General features: G+C 67.4%; 17 protein-coding genes. 5 read left to right on the forward strand and 12 right to left on the reverse strand.

The genetic code is table 11. The features are described from left to right. The 3 genes from VJT49_RS12125 to VJT49_RS12135 are packed head-to-tail and all read left to right on the forward strand — an operon-like array spanning position 1 to position 3587. Positions 1–1527: a class I adenylate-forming enzyme family protein gene (locus tag VJT49_RS12125; RefSeq protein WP_324164864.1), complete on the forward strand. Its 1527-nt coding sequence runs from the start codon at positions 1–3 to the stop codon at positions 1525–1527. A 39-nt stretch (positions 1528–1566) separates the two neighbouring features. Continuing rightward, positions 1567–3099, forward strand: a complete 1533-nt coding sequence (locus VJT49_RS12130; protein WP_324164865.1) for a hypothetical protein — start codon at positions 1567–1569, stop codon at positions 3097–3099. Continuing rightward, positions 3096–3587, forward strand: a complete 492-nt coding sequence (locus VJT49_RS12135; RefSeq protein WP_324164866.1) for an SCO family protein — start codon at positions 3096–3098, stop codon at positions 3585–3587. The genes VJT49_RS12130 and VJT49_RS12135 overlap by 4 nt, the downstream gene beginning before the upstream one ends. Positions 3588–3845: 258 nt before the next feature. On the opposite strand, the gene VJT49_RS12140 is transcribed toward VJT49_RS12135, so the two are convergent. Then, a complete protein-coding gene (locus tag VJT49_RS12140; RefSeq protein WP_324164867.1) occupies positions 3846–4139 on the reverse strand; it encodes a hypothetical protein in 294 nt (97 codons plus the stop codon). A gap of 417 nt (positions 4140–4556) precedes the next feature. Between VJT49_RS12140 and VJT49_RS12145 the strand changes: the two genes are divergently transcribed. Then, a complete protein-coding gene (locus tag VJT49_RS12145) occupies positions 4557–5186 on the forward strand; it encodes a fumarylacetoacetate hydrolase family protein (RefSeq protein WP_324164868.1) in 630 nt (209 codons plus the stop codon). A gap of 51 nt (positions 5187–5237) precedes the next feature. Continuing rightward, positions 5238–5777 (forward strand): carboxymuconolactone decarboxylase family protein, encoded by a 540-nt coding sequence (locus VJT49_RS12150; protein ID WP_324164869.1) that lies wholly within the window; start codon positions 5238–5240, stop codon positions 5775–5777. Between the two features lie 66 nt (positions 5778–5843). On the opposite strand, the gene VJT49_RS12155 is transcribed toward VJT49_RS12150, so the two are convergent. From VJT49_RS12155 to VJT49_RS12200, 11 genes are all read right to left on the reverse strand, one after another. Further along, positions 5844–6827: a quinone oxidoreductase gene (locus VJT49_RS12155; protein WP_324164870.1), complete on the reverse strand. Its 984-nt coding sequence runs from the start codon at positions 6825–6827 to the stop codon at positions 5844–5846. A 27-nt stretch (positions 6828–6854) separates the two neighbouring features. Continuing rightward, the gene (locus VJT49_RS12160; protein ID WP_324164871.1) at positions 6855–7406 is read right to left on the reverse strand and encodes a cupin domain-containing protein; all 552 of its coding nucleotides are present in this window, start codon (positions 7404–7406) and stop codon (positions 6855–6857) included. Between the two features lie 171 nt (positions 7407–7577). After that, positions 7578–8414, reverse strand: a complete 837-nt coding sequence (locus VJT49_RS12165; protein ID WP_324164872.1) for an IclR family transcriptional regulator — start codon at positions 8412–8414, stop codon at positions 7578–7580. A gap of 84 nt (positions 8415–8498) precedes the next feature. Next, positions 8499–8714 (reverse strand): FAD-dependent monooxygenase, encoded by a 216-nt coding sequence (locus VJT49_RS35190; protein WP_414635922.1) that lies wholly within the window; start codon positions 8712–8714, stop codon positions 8499–8501. A 189-nt stretch (positions 8715–8903) separates the two neighbouring features. Then, positions 8904–10613 (reverse strand): flavin reductase, encoded by a 1710-nt coding sequence (locus VJT49_RS12170; protein WP_324164873.1) that lies wholly within the window; start codon positions 10611–10613, stop codon positions 8904–8906. 338 nt (positions 10614–10951) lie between these two features. Beyond that, positions 10952–11128 (reverse strand): hypothetical protein, encoded by a 177-nt coding sequence (locus VJT49_RS12175; protein ID WP_324164874.1) that lies wholly within the window; start codon positions 11126–11128, stop codon positions 10952–10954. A 143-nt stretch (positions 11129–11271) separates the two neighbouring features. Then, positions 11272–11832, reverse strand: coding sequence for a hypothetical protein (locus VJT49_RS12180; RefSeq protein ID WP_324164875.1), 561 nt, complete (start codon positions 11830–11832; stop codon positions 11272–11274). Positions 11833–11966: 134 nt separating this feature from the next. Beyond that, the gene (locus VJT49_RS12185) at positions 11967–12854 is read right to left on the reverse strand and encodes an amidohydrolase family protein (protein ID WP_324164876.1); all 888 of its coding nucleotides are present in this window, start codon (positions 12852–12854) and stop codon (positions 11967–11969) included. 35 nt (positions 12855–12889) lie between these two features. Then, on the reverse strand, positions 12890–13828 hold the full coding sequence (locus tag VJT49_RS12190) for an NmrA family NAD(P)-binding protein (protein ID WP_324164877.1): 939 nt from the start codon (positions 13826–13828) through the stop codon (positions 12890–12892). Positions 13829–13915: 87 nt separating this feature from the next. After that, positions 13916–15289: a 3-hydroxyacyl-CoA dehydrogenase gene (locus VJT49_RS12195; RefSeq protein WP_324164878.1), complete on the reverse strand. Its 1374-nt coding sequence runs from the start codon at positions 15287–15289 to the stop codon at positions 13916–13918. Further along, positions 15286–15701: acetate--CoA ligase family protein (locus tag VJT49_RS12200; RefSeq protein WP_324164879.1), on the reverse strand; the 416-nt coding region annotated here is incomplete at its 5' end. The genes VJT49_RS12200 and VJT49_RS12195, both read right to left, overlap by 4 nt.

Raw genomic sequence — 15701 nt, forward strand, 5'->3', positions numbered from 1 at the left:
ATGAACGGGCCTGGTGAGATCCTGCCGCGCGGCGCGATGCGGTTCCCGCGGAAGACCGCGTTGGTGACGGCGACTCGTGAACTGACCTACGCGGAGCTCGACCGGGCGTCCGCGTGCGTCGCCGCGGCGCTGGCCGCCCGGGGCATCCGGCGCGGCGACCGCGTCTCCCTGTACTCGCAGAACCGGTGGGAGTGGATCGTGGCCTACCACGGCGCGCTCAAGGCCGGAGCCGTGGTGAACCCGATCAATGTGATGCTCACCGCGGAGGAGGTGCGGTACGTCCTGCGCGACTGTCAGGCCGCGGCGCTGTTCGCCTCCGAAGACAAGCTCGCCGGGCTGGGCGGGGTGCTCGACGAGATCGACACGCTCCGGAGCGTGCTCTGCTTCGACGACCCGCCCGCCGGCGCCGAGGCCTTCGCCGACTGTCTCGAGACGGCCGCGTCGCCGGAACCCGTGCCCGTGCGTCCGGAAGACCCGTCCACCATCGGGTACACCTCGGGTACCACGGGGCAGCCCAAAGGGGCCGTCCAGTCCCAGCGCGCCGTGCTGATGAACTGCGAGCTGACCGCGCGCATGCACGGTCGCTCCGAGACGGACACGGTCCTCACCGCGTTGCCGGCTCCGCACGTCTATGGAAACGTCGCGATCAACAGCACGTTCCTCGTCGGCGGAACGGTCGTGCTCATGGAACGCTTCGACGCGGGCACCACACTGGAACTCGTCGAGAAGCACCGGGCGACCATGGTCGAAGGTGTGCCGGCGATGTACGCGATGCTGCTGGCCCACGAACGGATCGAGGCGACCGACCTGTCCTCGTTGACCCGCTGCACGGTCGGCGGGCAGACCATCCCCCTGTCCACGATCGAGCGCTGGCAACGGCTCAGCGGCGCCCCGCTGGTCGAACTGTGGGGCATGACCGAACTGTCCGGCCTCGGCACCACCCATTGGGTGGGCGCCGAACCCTGCCCCGGTTCGATCGGCGTGGCCCTGCCTGGTCTCGAGGTACGGGTCGGGGATCTGGAGGACGCCTCCCGCACCGCACCGGCCGGAACACCGGGAGAACTGCTCGTGCGGGGCCCGTTGGTCATGCTCGGCTACTTCGGCAACGACGAGGCCACGGCGGCGACCATCGACGATGACGGCTGGCTGCACACCGGCGATATCGCCTACGCCGATGACACCGGCCATTTCTTCATCATCGACCGCCGCAAGGACATGATCATCACCGCGGGCTACAACGTCTATCCCGCGGAGATCGAACGTGTGCTGGCCACCCATCCCGCCGTGGCGATGGTCGCCGCGGGGCCGATCCCCGACGAGGTCAAGGGCGAAACCGCGCGGGCCTACATCGTGCCGGCCGGCCGCGTTATCGTCACCGCGGAAGAACTGATCGAGTACTGCCGCGGCCACCTCGCCGCCTACAAGGTTCCCCGTTCCGTCCAGTTCGTCACCACGCTGCCCCAGACGTCCACCGGGAAGATCATGCGCCGGAAGCTGGCCGACCTGGCCGACGACCGGATCGAATGACTTCGCTCGGAAACGACCAGGTCCCCCAGGAGGTTTCCCGTGTCGGCAAGGACACTCACCACCGAGCAGCTCGGTCATCTGCGGCACTTCGACAACCTGTCCCGGCAACTCCCCAACGACTGGTCCCTGATGCAGGGCAAGGGGACCAACCAGGAGGATTTCGGCGGCTATCGCTTCCAGCTCGCCTACATGGTCTATGCACTGGCTCTTACGCACCGGCACCGGCTTCCGGCGGCACCGGGTTTGTTTCAGCCCACGATCCAGCGGCTGAACGACAAAATACTGCATCCCGAGGTCTGGATGTACTGGCGCGACGTCAGCCGCGGCGGGAACGTGTTCAACGCGCACCTGACCGACTCGCTGAGCGAGCAGTGGGATCCCGTGGCACGGGACAACATCATGTACAGCGCCTACGTCCAGTCGATGGCACTGTTTCACGACTACCTGTTCGACAGCGACCGCTACGCCGCCGAGGGCTCCCTGACGTTCCAGTACTGGTCGTTCTTCTGGGGTGGCGAGGAAAAGCGGTTCGCCTACGATCGGGAATCGCTCAACGAGCACATCTACTGGCAGATGGTGCGCAACGGCTACCTCGGCGTGGCCTGCGAGCCCAACTGTGTGTTCCAGATCTGCAACCAGCCGGCGATACTCGGGTTCCGGCTGCACGACCTGATCACCGGCGGAGCCCGGGCCGACGAGGTCGTCGCCGGATACGAGCAGGCGTGGGCCGACTTCGGCCGCCTCGACGAAACCGGGCACTACAACATGTTCGTGCTCGAGGACGCCAAGGAGGTGCAGCCCAACGCGCGGCTCGCGGCCTGGATCGACGCCTGGTGCGGGGCCCTGATGAACATGTGGAACCGCGAGTTCGTGCACACCAACTACCCGCGCCAGATCCAGCAGTTCCTCAGCGAGAGCCCGGACGGCACTCTCTCCGTGGCCCCGTCACCACCCCAGGAGTTCATGGGCCAGACGGTGGTCTCCGATACCTGCGACTTCGGCTGGGTCGCGGCGTGGGCATCGGAGGTGGGCGACGAGGGCACGCTGCGAGGACTGCTCGAACACGTCGACCGGTTCATGAACCCGACCTGGCGTGACGGCGGCCTGTACTACCCGCGCAACGACACCCCCACCGACGAACGCGGAAACCGCACCGAGATAGAGCCCATGAGCGGCAACGTGCTGCTGGGCTACGCACGCCTCAACGTGCCGGACGGCTTGTGGGGACTGTACAACCAGCCGTGGGAGCGAACTCATTTCGAGGAGCCCGCCTTGACCTCCGTCGACCGGAATGTCGAGGTCAGCCAGGCCGAGGTCGTCGACGGGGTCCTGCACACGCGGCCGCGTCGCGCACCGGGTCTGCCCGGGGACGGCACCGTCACGATCTCGCGGGTCGCCGGACGAGGGCGATGGACGGTCAACGCCGACGGCCGGCCGATCGCCGTCATCGACGGCACCGCGGCCGTCCCCGAACCGGGCTCGCCGACCGACGTCCTGCGGGTACACGGCGACGGCGTGGTGCTCCGGTGCCCCGACAACGCCCAACTTTTCACGTTCAGGAAGAATCAATGAGCGCACCGACGACACCGACGTTCTCCCTCGTCGACCATCACGGCAGGCCGGTGACCGAACGCAGTTACCGGGGCCGATGGCAGCTGGTGTTCTTCGGATTCACCCATTGCAAAGCGGTGTGCCCCCGGGCATTGCAGCGGCTGTCCGCGACTCTCGACGACCTCGCCGGCCTCGCCGGAGTGGTCAGCCCGCTGTATGTCACCGTCGACCCCGACCGGGACACCCCGGAGGTGATGAAGGAGTTCCTGCGCTCCTACCCGCACTTCACCGGGCTGACGGGATCGGCCGAGGACATCGAAGAGGCCAAGAACGCGTTCCGGGTTTTCGCGCGACGCAAAGAAGATCCCGACGACCCGGACGGGTATTCCATGCCGCACACCGCGATCACCTATCTGATCTCCCCCGAAGGGGACTACCGGGACCATTTTCCCGACTCGATGCGCCAGGAGGAGCTGACGACCCGGTTGCGCTCCCACCTCGCGGGGTGACGTGCTGCCGGTCCGGACGCGGCATGCTCGCTCGGTGGATCTCACTTCGGGAAGAAATACCCAACGCCGAGACTTGATCCTGGTTCGCCTGGTTGCCGGGGTGGCCGCCGGCTGTGAGTCACAGTCGGCGGCCATCGGTGCGATCGCTGATTCCCTAATCAGTTTTCCACTCGCCGCGGACCCGCCCGACATGTGCGGGCGGGTCCGCGGCGGCGCCGATGATTCTGTCCCCTTGGCGCGCTGATTCGCGAATTCGGGCTATGCCGCCCATGCCGGGTCGGACTGGAGTGCCAGCCACTCCGAGCCGTCGATGAGGCCGAAGGTCGCGGCGCGGGCCGCCGCCACCTGCCCGACGGCCTTGCCGTACCACTGTTGATGATTCGGGTCTTCTGTCCGCACCCTGGACGGCGGCATGAGCGTGCGCTTCGTTGTCATCAGCTCCTCGTAGCCGTGCCGATGCCCCGGCGTCATGGCGCCCTCCGCCACCAGGCGGCGCACAGCCTCACGAGTCGGGGTCTGGCCCAGTTCCGAAGCGAGCCTGGCCTCCGTCACCAACGCCGGGCTCGATGTCGCACTCGGTTGTCGCACTCGATGAGGCGGGCGCGCAGCTCGCGGTACTTGGCACAGTCCCCAACGCTGGAATTCCATCGGGTGGGACCACCCACTTGGCCGCCGCCTCCGGCGCATGGTCTGCTGAGCAGAGCCACGGGCGGCAACGGGGTCCGACAGGAGACGGAGGGGGACTGTGAGAATCGCGGTCTTCGACCGGGCGGAAGGCGGTCGTGGCGTCGGTGCCGTGGACGGCACCGAGGTCGTCGACCTGACGAGCTGGGTCGGGAGGTTGGGTTGCTGTCCGCTGGCGTCGTTTCTCGCACGGGCGGAAGCGGATTCCCCTCCGCTCACGGGTGAGCGTGTGCCGCTCGATGAGGTAACCCTGCTGCCTCCGTCGCTCGGATCGAACGCACCATTGTGCGTCGGCTTCAACTACGCCGACCACGGCGTGAAGGCGAAACCGGCCCTCCGGCGGGACAGCCCGCACAACCCGCGCTCTTCTCCAGGTATTGGCCGTCGCTGGTCGGGGATGGCAGCCCGATCATCCGGCCCCGTGTGTCCGAGCAACTCGACTTCGAAGGCGAACTGGTCGTGGTGATCGGCAAGCATTGCCGCGCGGTTCCCCGCGCCGACGCGCTCGAGGTCGTCGCCGGGTACACAGTCGGTCAGGAAGGCAGCGTCCGCGACTGGCAGCGCCGGGCAGCCACCCCGGTCGCCGGAAAGAACTTCGTCCACAGTGGAGCTTCAGGCCCGTGGCTCGTGACGGCGGACGAGGTACCCGACCCTCGTGCGTTGCGCATCACCACGTCCGTCAACGGGGAGGTCCTGCAGGACGGCGCGACCGCGGACATGATCTGCGACGTGCCCGCGCTGATCGAACACATCAGCGCTTTCCTGCCGCTGACTCCTGGCGACACCATTCTCACCGGTACACCCGCGGGAACGTTTTCGGATCGCGGCGGGCAGCGCTGGCTCGCGGCCGGCGACGTCGTCGTGGTCGAGATACCCGGAGTCGGACGGCTTCAGAACCGCGTCGTGGACGAATGAAACCTCGCGAAACCCATCAGAACCGACGCCGACGAAGAGGACGTACGAGCAATGGCACGAGTTCCCTACCTGCACCGCCACGATTCCGCGGCCGATGCCCAGCCTCTCTACGACCGGCTCGAGACCGAACGCGGGACACCGACGCCGAACATCTTCCTCGCACTGGCACACGCGCCGCAGCAGCTCGACGCCTTCCTGTCCTACGCGAACTCGCTCCGCAACTGCGAACTCAGCCCTCGCCTGCGGGAGCTGCTCATCCTGACGGTAGGCCACGCGACCGGGTGTGAGTACGAGGTGGCCCATCACCGGCCCTACGCACTCACCGCGGGCCTGACCGCCGAACAGATCGACGCGGTGCCCACGTTCGAATCGGTCGGTCTGTTCGACGACTTCGAACGCGCGGTGATGCGGCTGGCCAGGGAATTCAGCACCCGTACCGAGGTGTCGTCGGAAGTGTGGGACGCGGTCGCCGGAAAGCTGACGACTCAGCAGATGGTCCAGCTCGTGCTGACGCTCACGTGGTACGTGTCCGGCGCCCGGATGATGCGGCTCCTCGACCTCGACTTGGAAGACGAGTATCTCCTGACCTGACGTTCGAGGGGCATCCGGTGGAGGCCCGGATGCCCCTCGAACGCCGGGCGATCCGTACCGCGCCGGTCACTCCTCGTCCGGCCAGGGCAGTATCACGACCTTCCCGATGGCCGCCCGGGACTCGAGCAAACGGTGCGCGTCCGCGATGTCCTCGAGCGAAAACACGGCTTCCACCCGCACGGTGACGTCTTTCGACCGGATCGCCGCGAACAGTTCGTCGCTCCGGAACAGCAGTTCCTCGCGAGTAGCCACGAAGTCGATGAACCGGGGGCGGACCAGCTGAACCGAACCCGCCCCGGATAGGCGGAACAGATCCACCGGCGGCACCTGCCCGCCGGCTCGCCCGTAGACCACCAGGAGCCCGCGTCGCCGCACGCTGCCGAGGCTTACGTCGAAGGTCGGCGCGCCGATGCCGTCGAACACGACGTCGACGCCCGCTCCGCCGGTCGACTCGCGCACCGCGTCCGGTACGTCCTCGTAGCGAACCGACCGCTCGGCTCCGGCCTCGCGGGCGACGGCTGCCTTGACCTCGCTGGAAGTCGCGGCGATCACCCGGACACCTCGCGCCGCCAGGAACTGGGTCAGCAGCCGGCCCACGCCGCCGGCGGCCGCCCAGACCAGCGCAGTGTCCCCCGCGGCAAACGACCGCAGTGAGAAGGCGAGATAGTGCGCGGTGAGCCCCTGCGCGGCTACCGCCGCCGCATCGACCGCGCCGAGCCACCCCGGCACCGGAATCGCGTCGGCTACGGGAACCTCCACGTACTGTGCGTGGCTGCTCTCAACGGCAGCCCACGCTACCTGGTCACCCACCTTCGCCTCGGTGACGCCGGGCCCTACCGCGATCACCTCGCCCGCGCCCTCGAGGCCGGTACCTGTCGGCGGGGCGGGTCGTCCCGGATATCCACTCCTGCGCTCGATCACGTCGTGGAAGTTCAACCCAGCCGCCGCGACTCTCACCAGGAGATGGCCCGCACGCGGCGCCGGCACCTCTTTGCTTTCCACGGCAAGACGTTCCGGCCCACCGTGCGCCTTGAGCACAGCGGCGCGCATCGTAGGGACCACGGTGCTCGGCACGAGTCAGACGCCTCCGATGGTGGTGGCCTCGCGGGCCAGGTCGAACAACGGATAATCAGGCAACCAGCGGACGTCGATGTGCTTCTCGCTCTCCCGCAGCCGCTCGATCGAGGTCGGCTTGTCGGGGTCGAGAAAATCGACGATGTGCTCGAAACCGCCCGGCGCGATGATGCCGAACTGCGTGCTGTTCGGCGCCGCGAACGCCCATGCGTGAATCCAGTTCCGCGGCAGCATCCCGAACTCGCCGGCCTTCAAATCGCGCGTGAACCTCGTGCCGTTCTGGTCATCGAGCCAGATACGGATTACTCCTTCGAGCACGAAAACCGCCTCGGTCGTGTGCCGGTGGAAGTGCGGCATCGTCGGCCGGGACTCGTCGCCCGAGCACACCATGACCGAGACGTCGCCGTGGGTGTCAGCGGCACGCGCGAGCAACGTCCGCAGGCTGCCGTTGGCCGGCGAATGCTGCCCCTGCCCCGCACCGAGAACGTATGCACCACCCAATCCGACATCGTCCAGTGAGACGTGGCCCGGCGGTGGTGTCCAGTCGCGGCTCATCACTATTCCTTTCGATGGGAATACTGCTGCAGTTCTCGTCACATGCCTGAACCACAAGCGATAGTGCGAGCGTAGGTCGAGCGCGATCGGCGACGCAAAGATGTGGTCCCGCCAGGCGGGAATTCCGCCGAGATCCAGCCCGGCCGGCGGCTGCCGCCCTGCCGGCCCTGGCTAGTTCAATACGCGGCGAAGGGCCGCCGCCGCATCGGCCACCGCTGCCGGCGCGGCGCGGAGCGTCTGGCTGTTCCACGCCTCGACCACGCCGATCGCCACAGCGCCACCGTCGCGCAAGCGGAATCCCGCTGCCAACGCCTTGACACCGGGCAGGAACTCTCCGTCCGCCACGGCGATGCCGGTCTCGGCCACCCGCTGCAGGTGCCGGCGCAGGAGTCCTGGTTGAACGATGGTGCTTTTCGCCACCGAGGGGAGCGGCCCACCGCCGAACAAAAGCCTCTCACGCTCCTCGAGATCGAGAGCGGCGGCGATCGCTTTGCCCGCTCCGGTGCAATGCAGCGGCAACGCGTGCCCGACCAGCTTCGGGAGCCGCGAGGACCTTTCCGTGAAAAGCGCATCGATGATGAGTGCCCGGCCGCCGCTCAACGTCGCGAGGTTGACCATCGCACCCGTGCGTCGTTGAAGTTCGACCAGGTGCGGGATCGCCGCCACACGGAGTTGGCTGATTCGCGGGTTCGTCGCGGCGAGCGCGAAGACTTTGCTCCCCACGCAGAATCCCCGCGACGAGTGCTCGAGAAGCCCCAGTTCGACCAGCTTCCAGCACATCCGGTGCACCGTGGTCTTTGCCAAGCCGGTCGCCTCGACGAGTTCGACGATCGTCATCGCACCCTGCCGGGAGGCGCAGGCTTCGAGTGTGACCACGATTCGCTGCGCGACAGGCTCCCGGGATGCCTTGTGCTCGGGAAAGACGTCGGCTCCCTCCGCGGGCGGCGACACCGCGACATCCTCGGCCCCGATGTTCAGCAGCGTGGCATCGACCTGGTCCGTACCCATCGATCGTCCTCCCGCATGTCATATCGCCCCCGACGTCGCGGGTGATATGACTCAGCGCCAACACTAACACCGAGCGTGGAAGCACTACAACGTGATCGCGGGTCGCACCCGCTCCTCGATACCAAGGTCGCGGAAGACCTCGACCGTACGCTGATTGGTGATGTGCGAACGAGGTTGAGCGGCGACCCCGGGGTGCCGGGCAATCGTCATCGCCCGCACACCGTGACCGCGACCACGAACACTGGTGAGAGTGTGAAACTCCGGTGAACAAAGATTCATCAAGTGCTCCTCCTGGCTCATCCACACCGCTGTGCGGGCGCAGGTACCAAGAAGACCGAAAGTAAGCCGACCGGCGTCCGGCCTACGTTGGATGCTCCGCCGTACTTTCGGTCGGATTGGTATCTGCCGGCACGGTAACGCCCACGGCGCCGATGGTTCACGGCTTCGGTTCCGATGGGTGGACCCTGGGGGAGCAATCCCGATCGCGAGCTATTCCGCTCCCGCTGGCAGCGAACGCAGGACACCGGCGTGGAAGATCAGCGGATCGCCGCCGGCCGCCCGGAAACTTTCCACCTCTCCGAGGAACACCACGTGGTCCCCGGCGTCGATGCACTGCACCGTGCGGCACTCGAACTGGGCTACCGCGTCGGGCAGAACCGGTGTGCCGCCGGTGCCCTCGACCAGGTCCAGCGCCGTGAACTTGTCCGGCGCCGGAGTGGCGAACTGACGGGCGATGTGCTCGGAGTCCGCACCGAGCACATTGACCGCGAAGTGGGTTGCCTCGGCGAAGGCCGGCAGACTCGTCGCGTTCTTGGCGGGACACCACAGCACAAGCGGTGGGTCCATCGACACCGAGGTGAACGAATTCGCCGTCATGCCGACCTTCCGCCCGTCCGGACCACGGGCGGTGACCACGGTGACCCCGGTGGCGTACTGGCCGAGCGCGCGACGGAGCTCGCGGGGATCGAACCTGCCCTGGCGCACGGCCAGCTTCTCCGCACGGAACCGGGCCGCCGCGACGGGATCGAACCACCACTGGAAGAACTGCCGCGGATCGTCGAACCCGTTGGCGATCGCCGCGGCGATCTCGGGATTCTCCGCCGCTTCGGCCAGCAGCCCGGCCCGGTGCGGAGGCGGCACGACAAGCATCGAGTTGGTCCACTCGACCACCCACTGCGCCCAGCCGCGCCAGAACCTTTCGAACGTCCGGCGCATCCACGCCTCGTCGAAGTCGCCGCTCGGGTTGCGCACGATGTTGTCGAGATAGTACGAGGCGGCATGGGCCGCCAGGTTGGCGCCCTGCCCGGTGAGCGGGTCGTTGAGCACCACGGCATCCCCCAGGCCCAGGACCGGCCGGCCAGAGGGCAGCTTGGCCACCGGCACCCGGACCTGTGGGGTGATCCGGCCACGGAGCACGCCACCCGGGTCAGTGAGCGTGACGTCGGCGCATCGCTCGAACTCGGCGGGCACGAACCTGGACAGCATCTCCAGCATGCGAGCGAGCTGCTGCTCCGGCTCGGTGACGTCGTCCCAGCAGTCCAGCGGCCCACCGGGAATCCCCTCGAACACGACGACGTCGCAGGGACCGGACGTGGTCAGCGCGGGAAGGGTGAGGCACTCCCCAACCCCCGGTATCAGAGTGATGCCGATCGTGGCGTCGTTCGGGCGCGGCCGCATGCCGGTGACATAGGCGAGCGCGAGCACCCGCTGCGGCCGGTCGAAGGGCGAGCGCTCCGGGTCCGGTGGGAACAGCCGGCCGAGGTCGCCCCGGCCGGTCGCCACCACCACCAGGTCGTGGGTGCGCGCGTACTCGTCGAGAGCCGCCACGTCGGGCGCGTGGATCACCAGCTTGCCACCCGCTGCCGCCACCTGCTCGGCCCAGGCCGCGCACTTCAGCCGCTGATCCACCGACTGGGCCGGCGCGGCCAGCGGGGCCGACCACGCGTAGGGAGACTCACCCGTAGCGGCCACCGCGAACGACGTGATGCCGGGGCATTCGGCGGTCCATTGGTCAAGGCCGAGTTCCCTTTCGGTGACCAGGGCGGAGTCGAACATGCATTGGCTGGACAGCACACTGCCGGTACGGATCGCCTCCGGCGTACGGTCACTCACGAGCGAGACCTCGCAACCGTGCCGGAGAAGTCCGAGCGCCAACTGAGCCCCCGACTGCCCCGCACCGATGATCGCGACCCGCACCATCAGTCGCTCCTTGTCTGCTCGAGGTGCATCAACGAAATTGGCGCACTCGTTACCTAACCAACTTCAATTGCCCGTGCACGATGTCAGCGGCAACACCGCCGAAGCCGGTCACTCGGTCCGGTCGGCGGAGACAATTTCCCGATCACATCCACACGGTAGGGAACTGGGCGGGCCCGCGCTATCCCACGAACGTACAGACCTGTCCAAAGGATGTCGAGATCGAGGTTCGCCCCACGCGGCGGCGCCCGAGCAGGTCCGCCGCGCCAAGCGCCTGGGCGGGTCGGCGTTCCTTGCTCAGGTCCCTCGACACCATCGCGGGCGCGTTCATCCGGCACTGGTCACGAGTGTGTCCGCGTCGTACGGCCGGTCTTCAGCGGCAGCGTCTGCGACGTCTTTTCGCCGAATCGGCGACGGTACACGACCGAGAATCGTCCCGGGTGCGGGAAGCCCCAGCGGACCGCGATGTCGGTGACGGTCGTACCGGCCGGATCGGCCTGCATCAGTGCGGTCCGCACCCGTCACACCCGAATGTCACGGAGGAACGCCGCCGGTGTGGTGCCGTTGTAGCGCCGAAAACCGTCCTGCAGGGCGCGGACGCCGGCGCCCATCGCGTCGGCGATGTCGTCGCCGGTCAGCGACTCGTGGGAGTGCGCTTCGATCAGTCGGCGGCCCGTGTGATCGGGCGTGTGACGGTTGGCCGAGGGCCGCGGTCGAGTTCGTCGTGATAGTTGCCGGGCCGTCCCAGAATCAGCTGGCCGACGAGCAGTCCTTCAAATTCGCGCAAAGCGATCGACGGCGGTGCCGTCGCCGCGTCGATGGCATCGACCAACAGTCTCAACAGACCGCGAACAGTGCGGTTGCCCGGTATCGTGCGATCCATCTGCGGGTCGAAGACGATGGGCGCTTTCGGTTCCCGGCCCAGCTTCTTGCGGAGCACCCGCTGGACCGGCGCCCGGTCCACACGCAGAAGCAGTTGCTGATTCGTGCTTTCCACGGTAGTCGACGCTCGGCGACCCGATTCCAGGCCGGAGGCATTGTCCGGGGCCGGCACGAAGGTCTCGGATCCCACCGAAATCGAGGCCCGGCCCACGAGCGGGACCTGGGCCAGGGAGAAATCGGCCAAATCGCGAGGGCCGATCCGGACGTCTACGCAAATCGGATAGGCCACGCGTCTGCGGGATAACCGAACCCTGTGACCACTCCTTACGGTGACTGTCATCGCATGAACAGCATGGTCTCTTCTCCCCCGGCGGCTTCGAGCGCATCTTCGAGCACGTTCGGATGGGTACCGAAAGCGGGCATGTCCCGACACCGGAGGAGATGGCCGAGCTAGCTGAGATCTGGGGTCACCGGTCACAGCCCGAGCAGCCGGATCGCGTTTCCCTTCATGAGGCCCGGCTTGACCTCGTCGCGGATCCCGATCTTCTCCAGGTCCGCCAGCCACCGGTCGGGGGTGATCAGGGGAAAGTCGCTACCGAAGAGCACCTTGTCCCGCAACAGTGTGTTGGCGTACTGGACCAGGATCGGTGGGAAGTACTTCGGTGACCATCCGGAAAGGTCGATGTGGACCTGTGGCTTGTGGACGGCGATCGCGAGCGCCTCCTCCTGCCAGGGGAACGACGGGTGGGCCAGCACGATGGGCATGTCCGGGAAGTCCACCGCGACGTCGTCGAGGTGGAGGGGGTTGGAGTACTTCAGCCGCATTCCGCCACCCCCGCGGGTGCCCGCACCCGCGCCCGACTGTCCGGTGTGGAACAGGGCGGGAATCCGGTGCGCGTTCAGCACCTCGTAGAGGTCGTATGCCTTACGGTCGTTCGGGAAGAAGGACATCGCGTTCGGGTGGAACTTGAAGCCGCGGACCCCGCCCTCGACGATGAGCCGCTCGGCCAGCCGGGCGCCCTCCTCGCCGCGGTCCGGGTGCACACTGCCGAACGGGATCACGATGTCGTTGTTCTTCGCGGCCAGGTCGACGATCTCGTCGCTGGTCAGCGCCGGCTCCGCGGCGGCAGGTCCGGGGTCGACGGTGAAGGTGACGGCGGCGACGTTTCGTAGGCGGTAGTACGCGGCCAGGTCCGGGAGCGTGCCGGGCGGCAGTTCGTCGGACTTGAAGAACTTCGCCATCGCGGCCAGACTCGCGTTGACCGCTGCCGCGTCCTCGGTCACCGAGGCGTGGACGTGGGTGTGCATGTCGAGTGCGTGGAGTGCGTCGAGATCGATCGCCGGCTGGTAGAGCGTGGTCATGCGGGGCTCCCAGGGTGTCGAGACCGGATGAGGGCTTACGTCAGGAGGAGTTTCGCGTTTTCCTGCAGCCACTCCCGCAAGGTGAGCGGTTTACGCCCGAGCATGCGCTCGACGAAATCGTTGCGGGCCCAGACGACTTCGTTCTCCTTCTCGTACTCGAAGAACTCCCAGACGTCCGCGATTCGCGCACCGAACTTCTGGGGGTACGCCTTGAAGAAGCTTTCCTTGCTGGCGTCGAAAGTGATCTTCTCGCCCATGACCTCGCTCATGAGCTCGGCGACGTCGCTGTACCGCAGGTAATCATGGCCGTTGTTCAAGGTGTGGAACTGGCCGATGTGCCGATGGTTGTCCGAGAGAAACAGGCGTCCCGCGACCTCGGCTATATCCCGTGGATCGATGAAGGGAATGAGGCGGTTGTGCCAGATGAGCTTGCGCTCGCGCCGCAGGCCCTCCTTCATCCAGAACAAATTGTCCATGAAGGTCGCGCCGATGTTGAGATAGGTCACCGGCAACTCACTCTCATCGAGAATCTTTTTCGCGATGGGATGTTGGATGGGGAGCACGGAACCCCTTTCGCGTATGGACTGCGGGATACGACGCGGATTGGCCTCGGGCTGCAGGCCGACAGCACGCAGGATATGAACCGCGGCACCCGCTTTCCTGAGGGCGGCCACCAGGTTTGTCATGGCCGGCCGTTCGTCCGTCCCGGCCGTCGTGATGACGAAGACTCCCTCCATCCCTTCCACGGCGGACTCGAGCGAAGGCAGGTCGAAGTAGTCCGCGTAGACCGCTTCGGCGTACGGGAAATCGCGGCGAAGGTCGTCGGCGCGTTCCGGCTTGCTGCTGGCCAGGCGCAACCGGATCCGCGGTTCCGTACGGTGAAGAAAGCCTGCCAGCGGCCCGCCGATGTGACCACTCGCGCCAAAAATGAGAATGCTTCGCGGAATGCGCTTCCTGTTGGTGTTGTCAGACATTGACCGTCCTTCGGATATTGTGCGGTCGCGCGCAGGGCGCCATGATTCCGGCCGGGCGCGGTTGCCCGGACTCGACGTCGAGCGTGGTCATGCGGGGGCTCCCGTGGTGCCGAGACCGGAGAAGGTGGCGTTGGCCCGGCCGAGCCGGCGCAGCAGGGGTGCGGGCTCCCACCACGCCCCGTGCGTCCGGTGCAGGTGCTCGACACCGTCGAGCACGGTCGCCAGCCCAACCGAGTCCGCCCAGTAGAGGGGGCCGCCTCGGGCGGCAGGGAAGCCGTAACCGGTGACATAGACGACGTCGACATCACCGGGCTTCGCCGCGATGCCTTCGCCGAGCAGCCACGCCGCCCGGTTGACCAGCGCGCACAAGCAGCGCCGGAGAATTTCGTCGTCACCGATCCGGCGGCGCTCGATCCCGATGCGAGCCGAGTACTCGACGATCCGCTGATTCATCTCCGGGTCGGGCCGCGGAGTCCGGTCTCCTTCGGCGTAGCGGTACCACCCGGCTCCGCTCTTCTGACCGAGCCTGCCGAGATCGACGAGCAACAGGTCGAGATCGGCGTAGCGGCGGCTCTCCGGCCGGGTCGCGATAGCGCGGCGACGCGACTCGACACCCAGGTCGTGTCCGGCCATGTCGGTCATGGTGAACGGGCCCATGGCGAACCCGAACCCGGTGAGAACGCGGTCGACGTCGGCCGGGAATGCCCCTTCTTCGACGAGGAACAGAGACTCCCGGTAGTAGTCGAACAGCATCGCGTTGCCGATGAACCCGCGCGCGTTGCCCGCGCGTACCGGAACCTTGCCCATTAGCCGACCCAATGCCATCAGGCGAGCCACCGTCAACGGTGCCGTCTGCGCTCCTGGCACGACCTCGAGCAGACGCATCACCTGCGCGGGGCTGAAGAAGTGCGCGCCGACGACATCCTGCGACCGACTCGTCACGCTCGCGATGGCGTCGATATCCAGTGCGGACGTATTGGTCCCGAGCAGGGTGCCGGGTCGCGCGTGCTGATCGATCGCGCGAAAGACGTCCTGTTTGACCGACAGCTCCTCGAAGACCGCCTCCACCACGACGTCGGCGTCACCGACCGCCTCCAGGCCGATGGCCCGGCTGATGCGCGCGAGCCGCCGGTCGGCCTCGGCTTCGTCGAGCCGTCCGCGGCGCACGCTCGCTGCGTAGTTCGCGGCGACTCGGGACAGACCGCGGTCGAGGTCCTGCGTGCTCCGATCGATCAGCGTCACCGGGACACCCGCGCTCGCCAAGGCCATCGCGATCCCGCCGCCCATCGTCCCGGCGCCGACGACCGCGGCGCGGCCGGGGCGCCAGCCGGGGTCCAGCTGGGGCAGGCCCGGTAGGTTCCCGGCCTCGCGCTCCGCCGTCCGCACATGCTCGAGTGCCGCATCGACATCGGCGCCGGTCGTGCCGCTCATGGCCCGTGCCCTGGGAGCGTTCTCCGTCATGCTCGGCTCACCGTCTCTCCGATGTGGTCGTCGCCGCTGACGATCAGCACGTCGAGCGCCGTCACGCCGTCGGGGCGGGCGAGCAGGGGGTTGATGTCGAGTTCGACGATCTCGGGATGTTCCGTCACGAGCCGGCCCACGGTTGCCACGACTTGCGCCACCGCGCCCAGGTCGACGGCCTCGGCCCCGCGGAACCCGCGGAGGAGCTTCGCCGACCGCAGCTTCCTGAGCTCGTCGACGATCTCGGCCTCGGCCAGGTCGGGCGGGATCAGCCGGACGTCGCCGAGCGCCTCGACCCAGACGCCGCCGAGTCCGACCATCACGACCGGCCCCCAGGCGGAGTGGCGCTTCGCCCCGACCATCAGCTCGACACCCTGCGGCGCCATGGCCTCGACGAGGATCCCGTCGGGGT

Source organism: Amycolatopsis sp., assembly GCF_035276945.1.
Lineage (GTDB): Bacteria > Actinomycetota > Actinomycetes > Mycobacteriales > Pseudonocardiaceae > Amycolatopsis_E.

Coding starts and splice junctions, on each gene's coding strand:
- VJT49_RS12165 (WP_324164872.1), bottom strand. CDS start 8,414: ATGGGTACGGACCAGGTCGATGCCACGCTGCTGAACATCGGGGCCGAG.
- VJT49_RS12195 (WP_324164878.1), bottom strand. CDS start 15,289: ATGACGGAGAACGCTCCCAGGGCACGGGCCATGAGCGGCACGACCGGC.
- VJT49_RS12160 (WP_324164871.1), bottom strand. CDS start 7,406: ATGAGCCGCGACTGGACACCACCGCCGGGCCACGTCTCACTGGACGAT.
- VJT49_RS12125 (WP_324164864.1), top strand. CDS start 1: ATGAACGGGCCTGGTGAGATCCTGCCGCGCGGCGCGATGCGGTTCCCG.
- VJT49_RS12150 (WP_324164869.1), top strand. CDS start 5,238: ATGGCACGAGTTCCCTACCTGCACCGCCACGATTCCGCGGCCGATGCC.
- VJT49_RS12180 (WP_324164875.1), bottom strand. CDS start 11,832: ATGACAGTCACCGTAAGGAGTGGTCACAGGGTTCGGTTATCCCGCAGA.
- VJT49_RS35190 (WP_414635922.1), bottom strand. CDS start 8,714: ATGAGCCAGGAGGAGCACTTGATGAATCTTTGTTCACCGGAGTTTCAC.
- VJT49_RS12185 (WP_324164876.1), bottom strand. CDS start 12,854: ATGACCACGCTCTACCAGCCGGCGATCGATCTCGACGCACTCCACGCA.
- VJT49_RS12190 (WP_324164877.1), bottom strand. CDS start 13,828: ATGTCTGACAACACCAACAGGAAGCGCATTCCGCGAAGCATTCTCATT.
- VJT49_RS12170 (WP_324164873.1), bottom strand. CDS start 10,613: ATGGTGCGGGTCGCGATCATCGGTGCGGGGCAGTCGGGGGCTCAGTTG.
- VJT49_RS12155 (WP_324164870.1), bottom strand. CDS start 6,827: ATGCGCGCCGCTGTGCTCAAGGCGCACGGTGGGCCGGAACGTCTTGCC.
- VJT49_RS12135 (WP_324164866.1), top strand. CDS start 3,096: ATGAGCGCACCGACGACACCGACGTTCTCCCTCGTCGACCATCACGGC.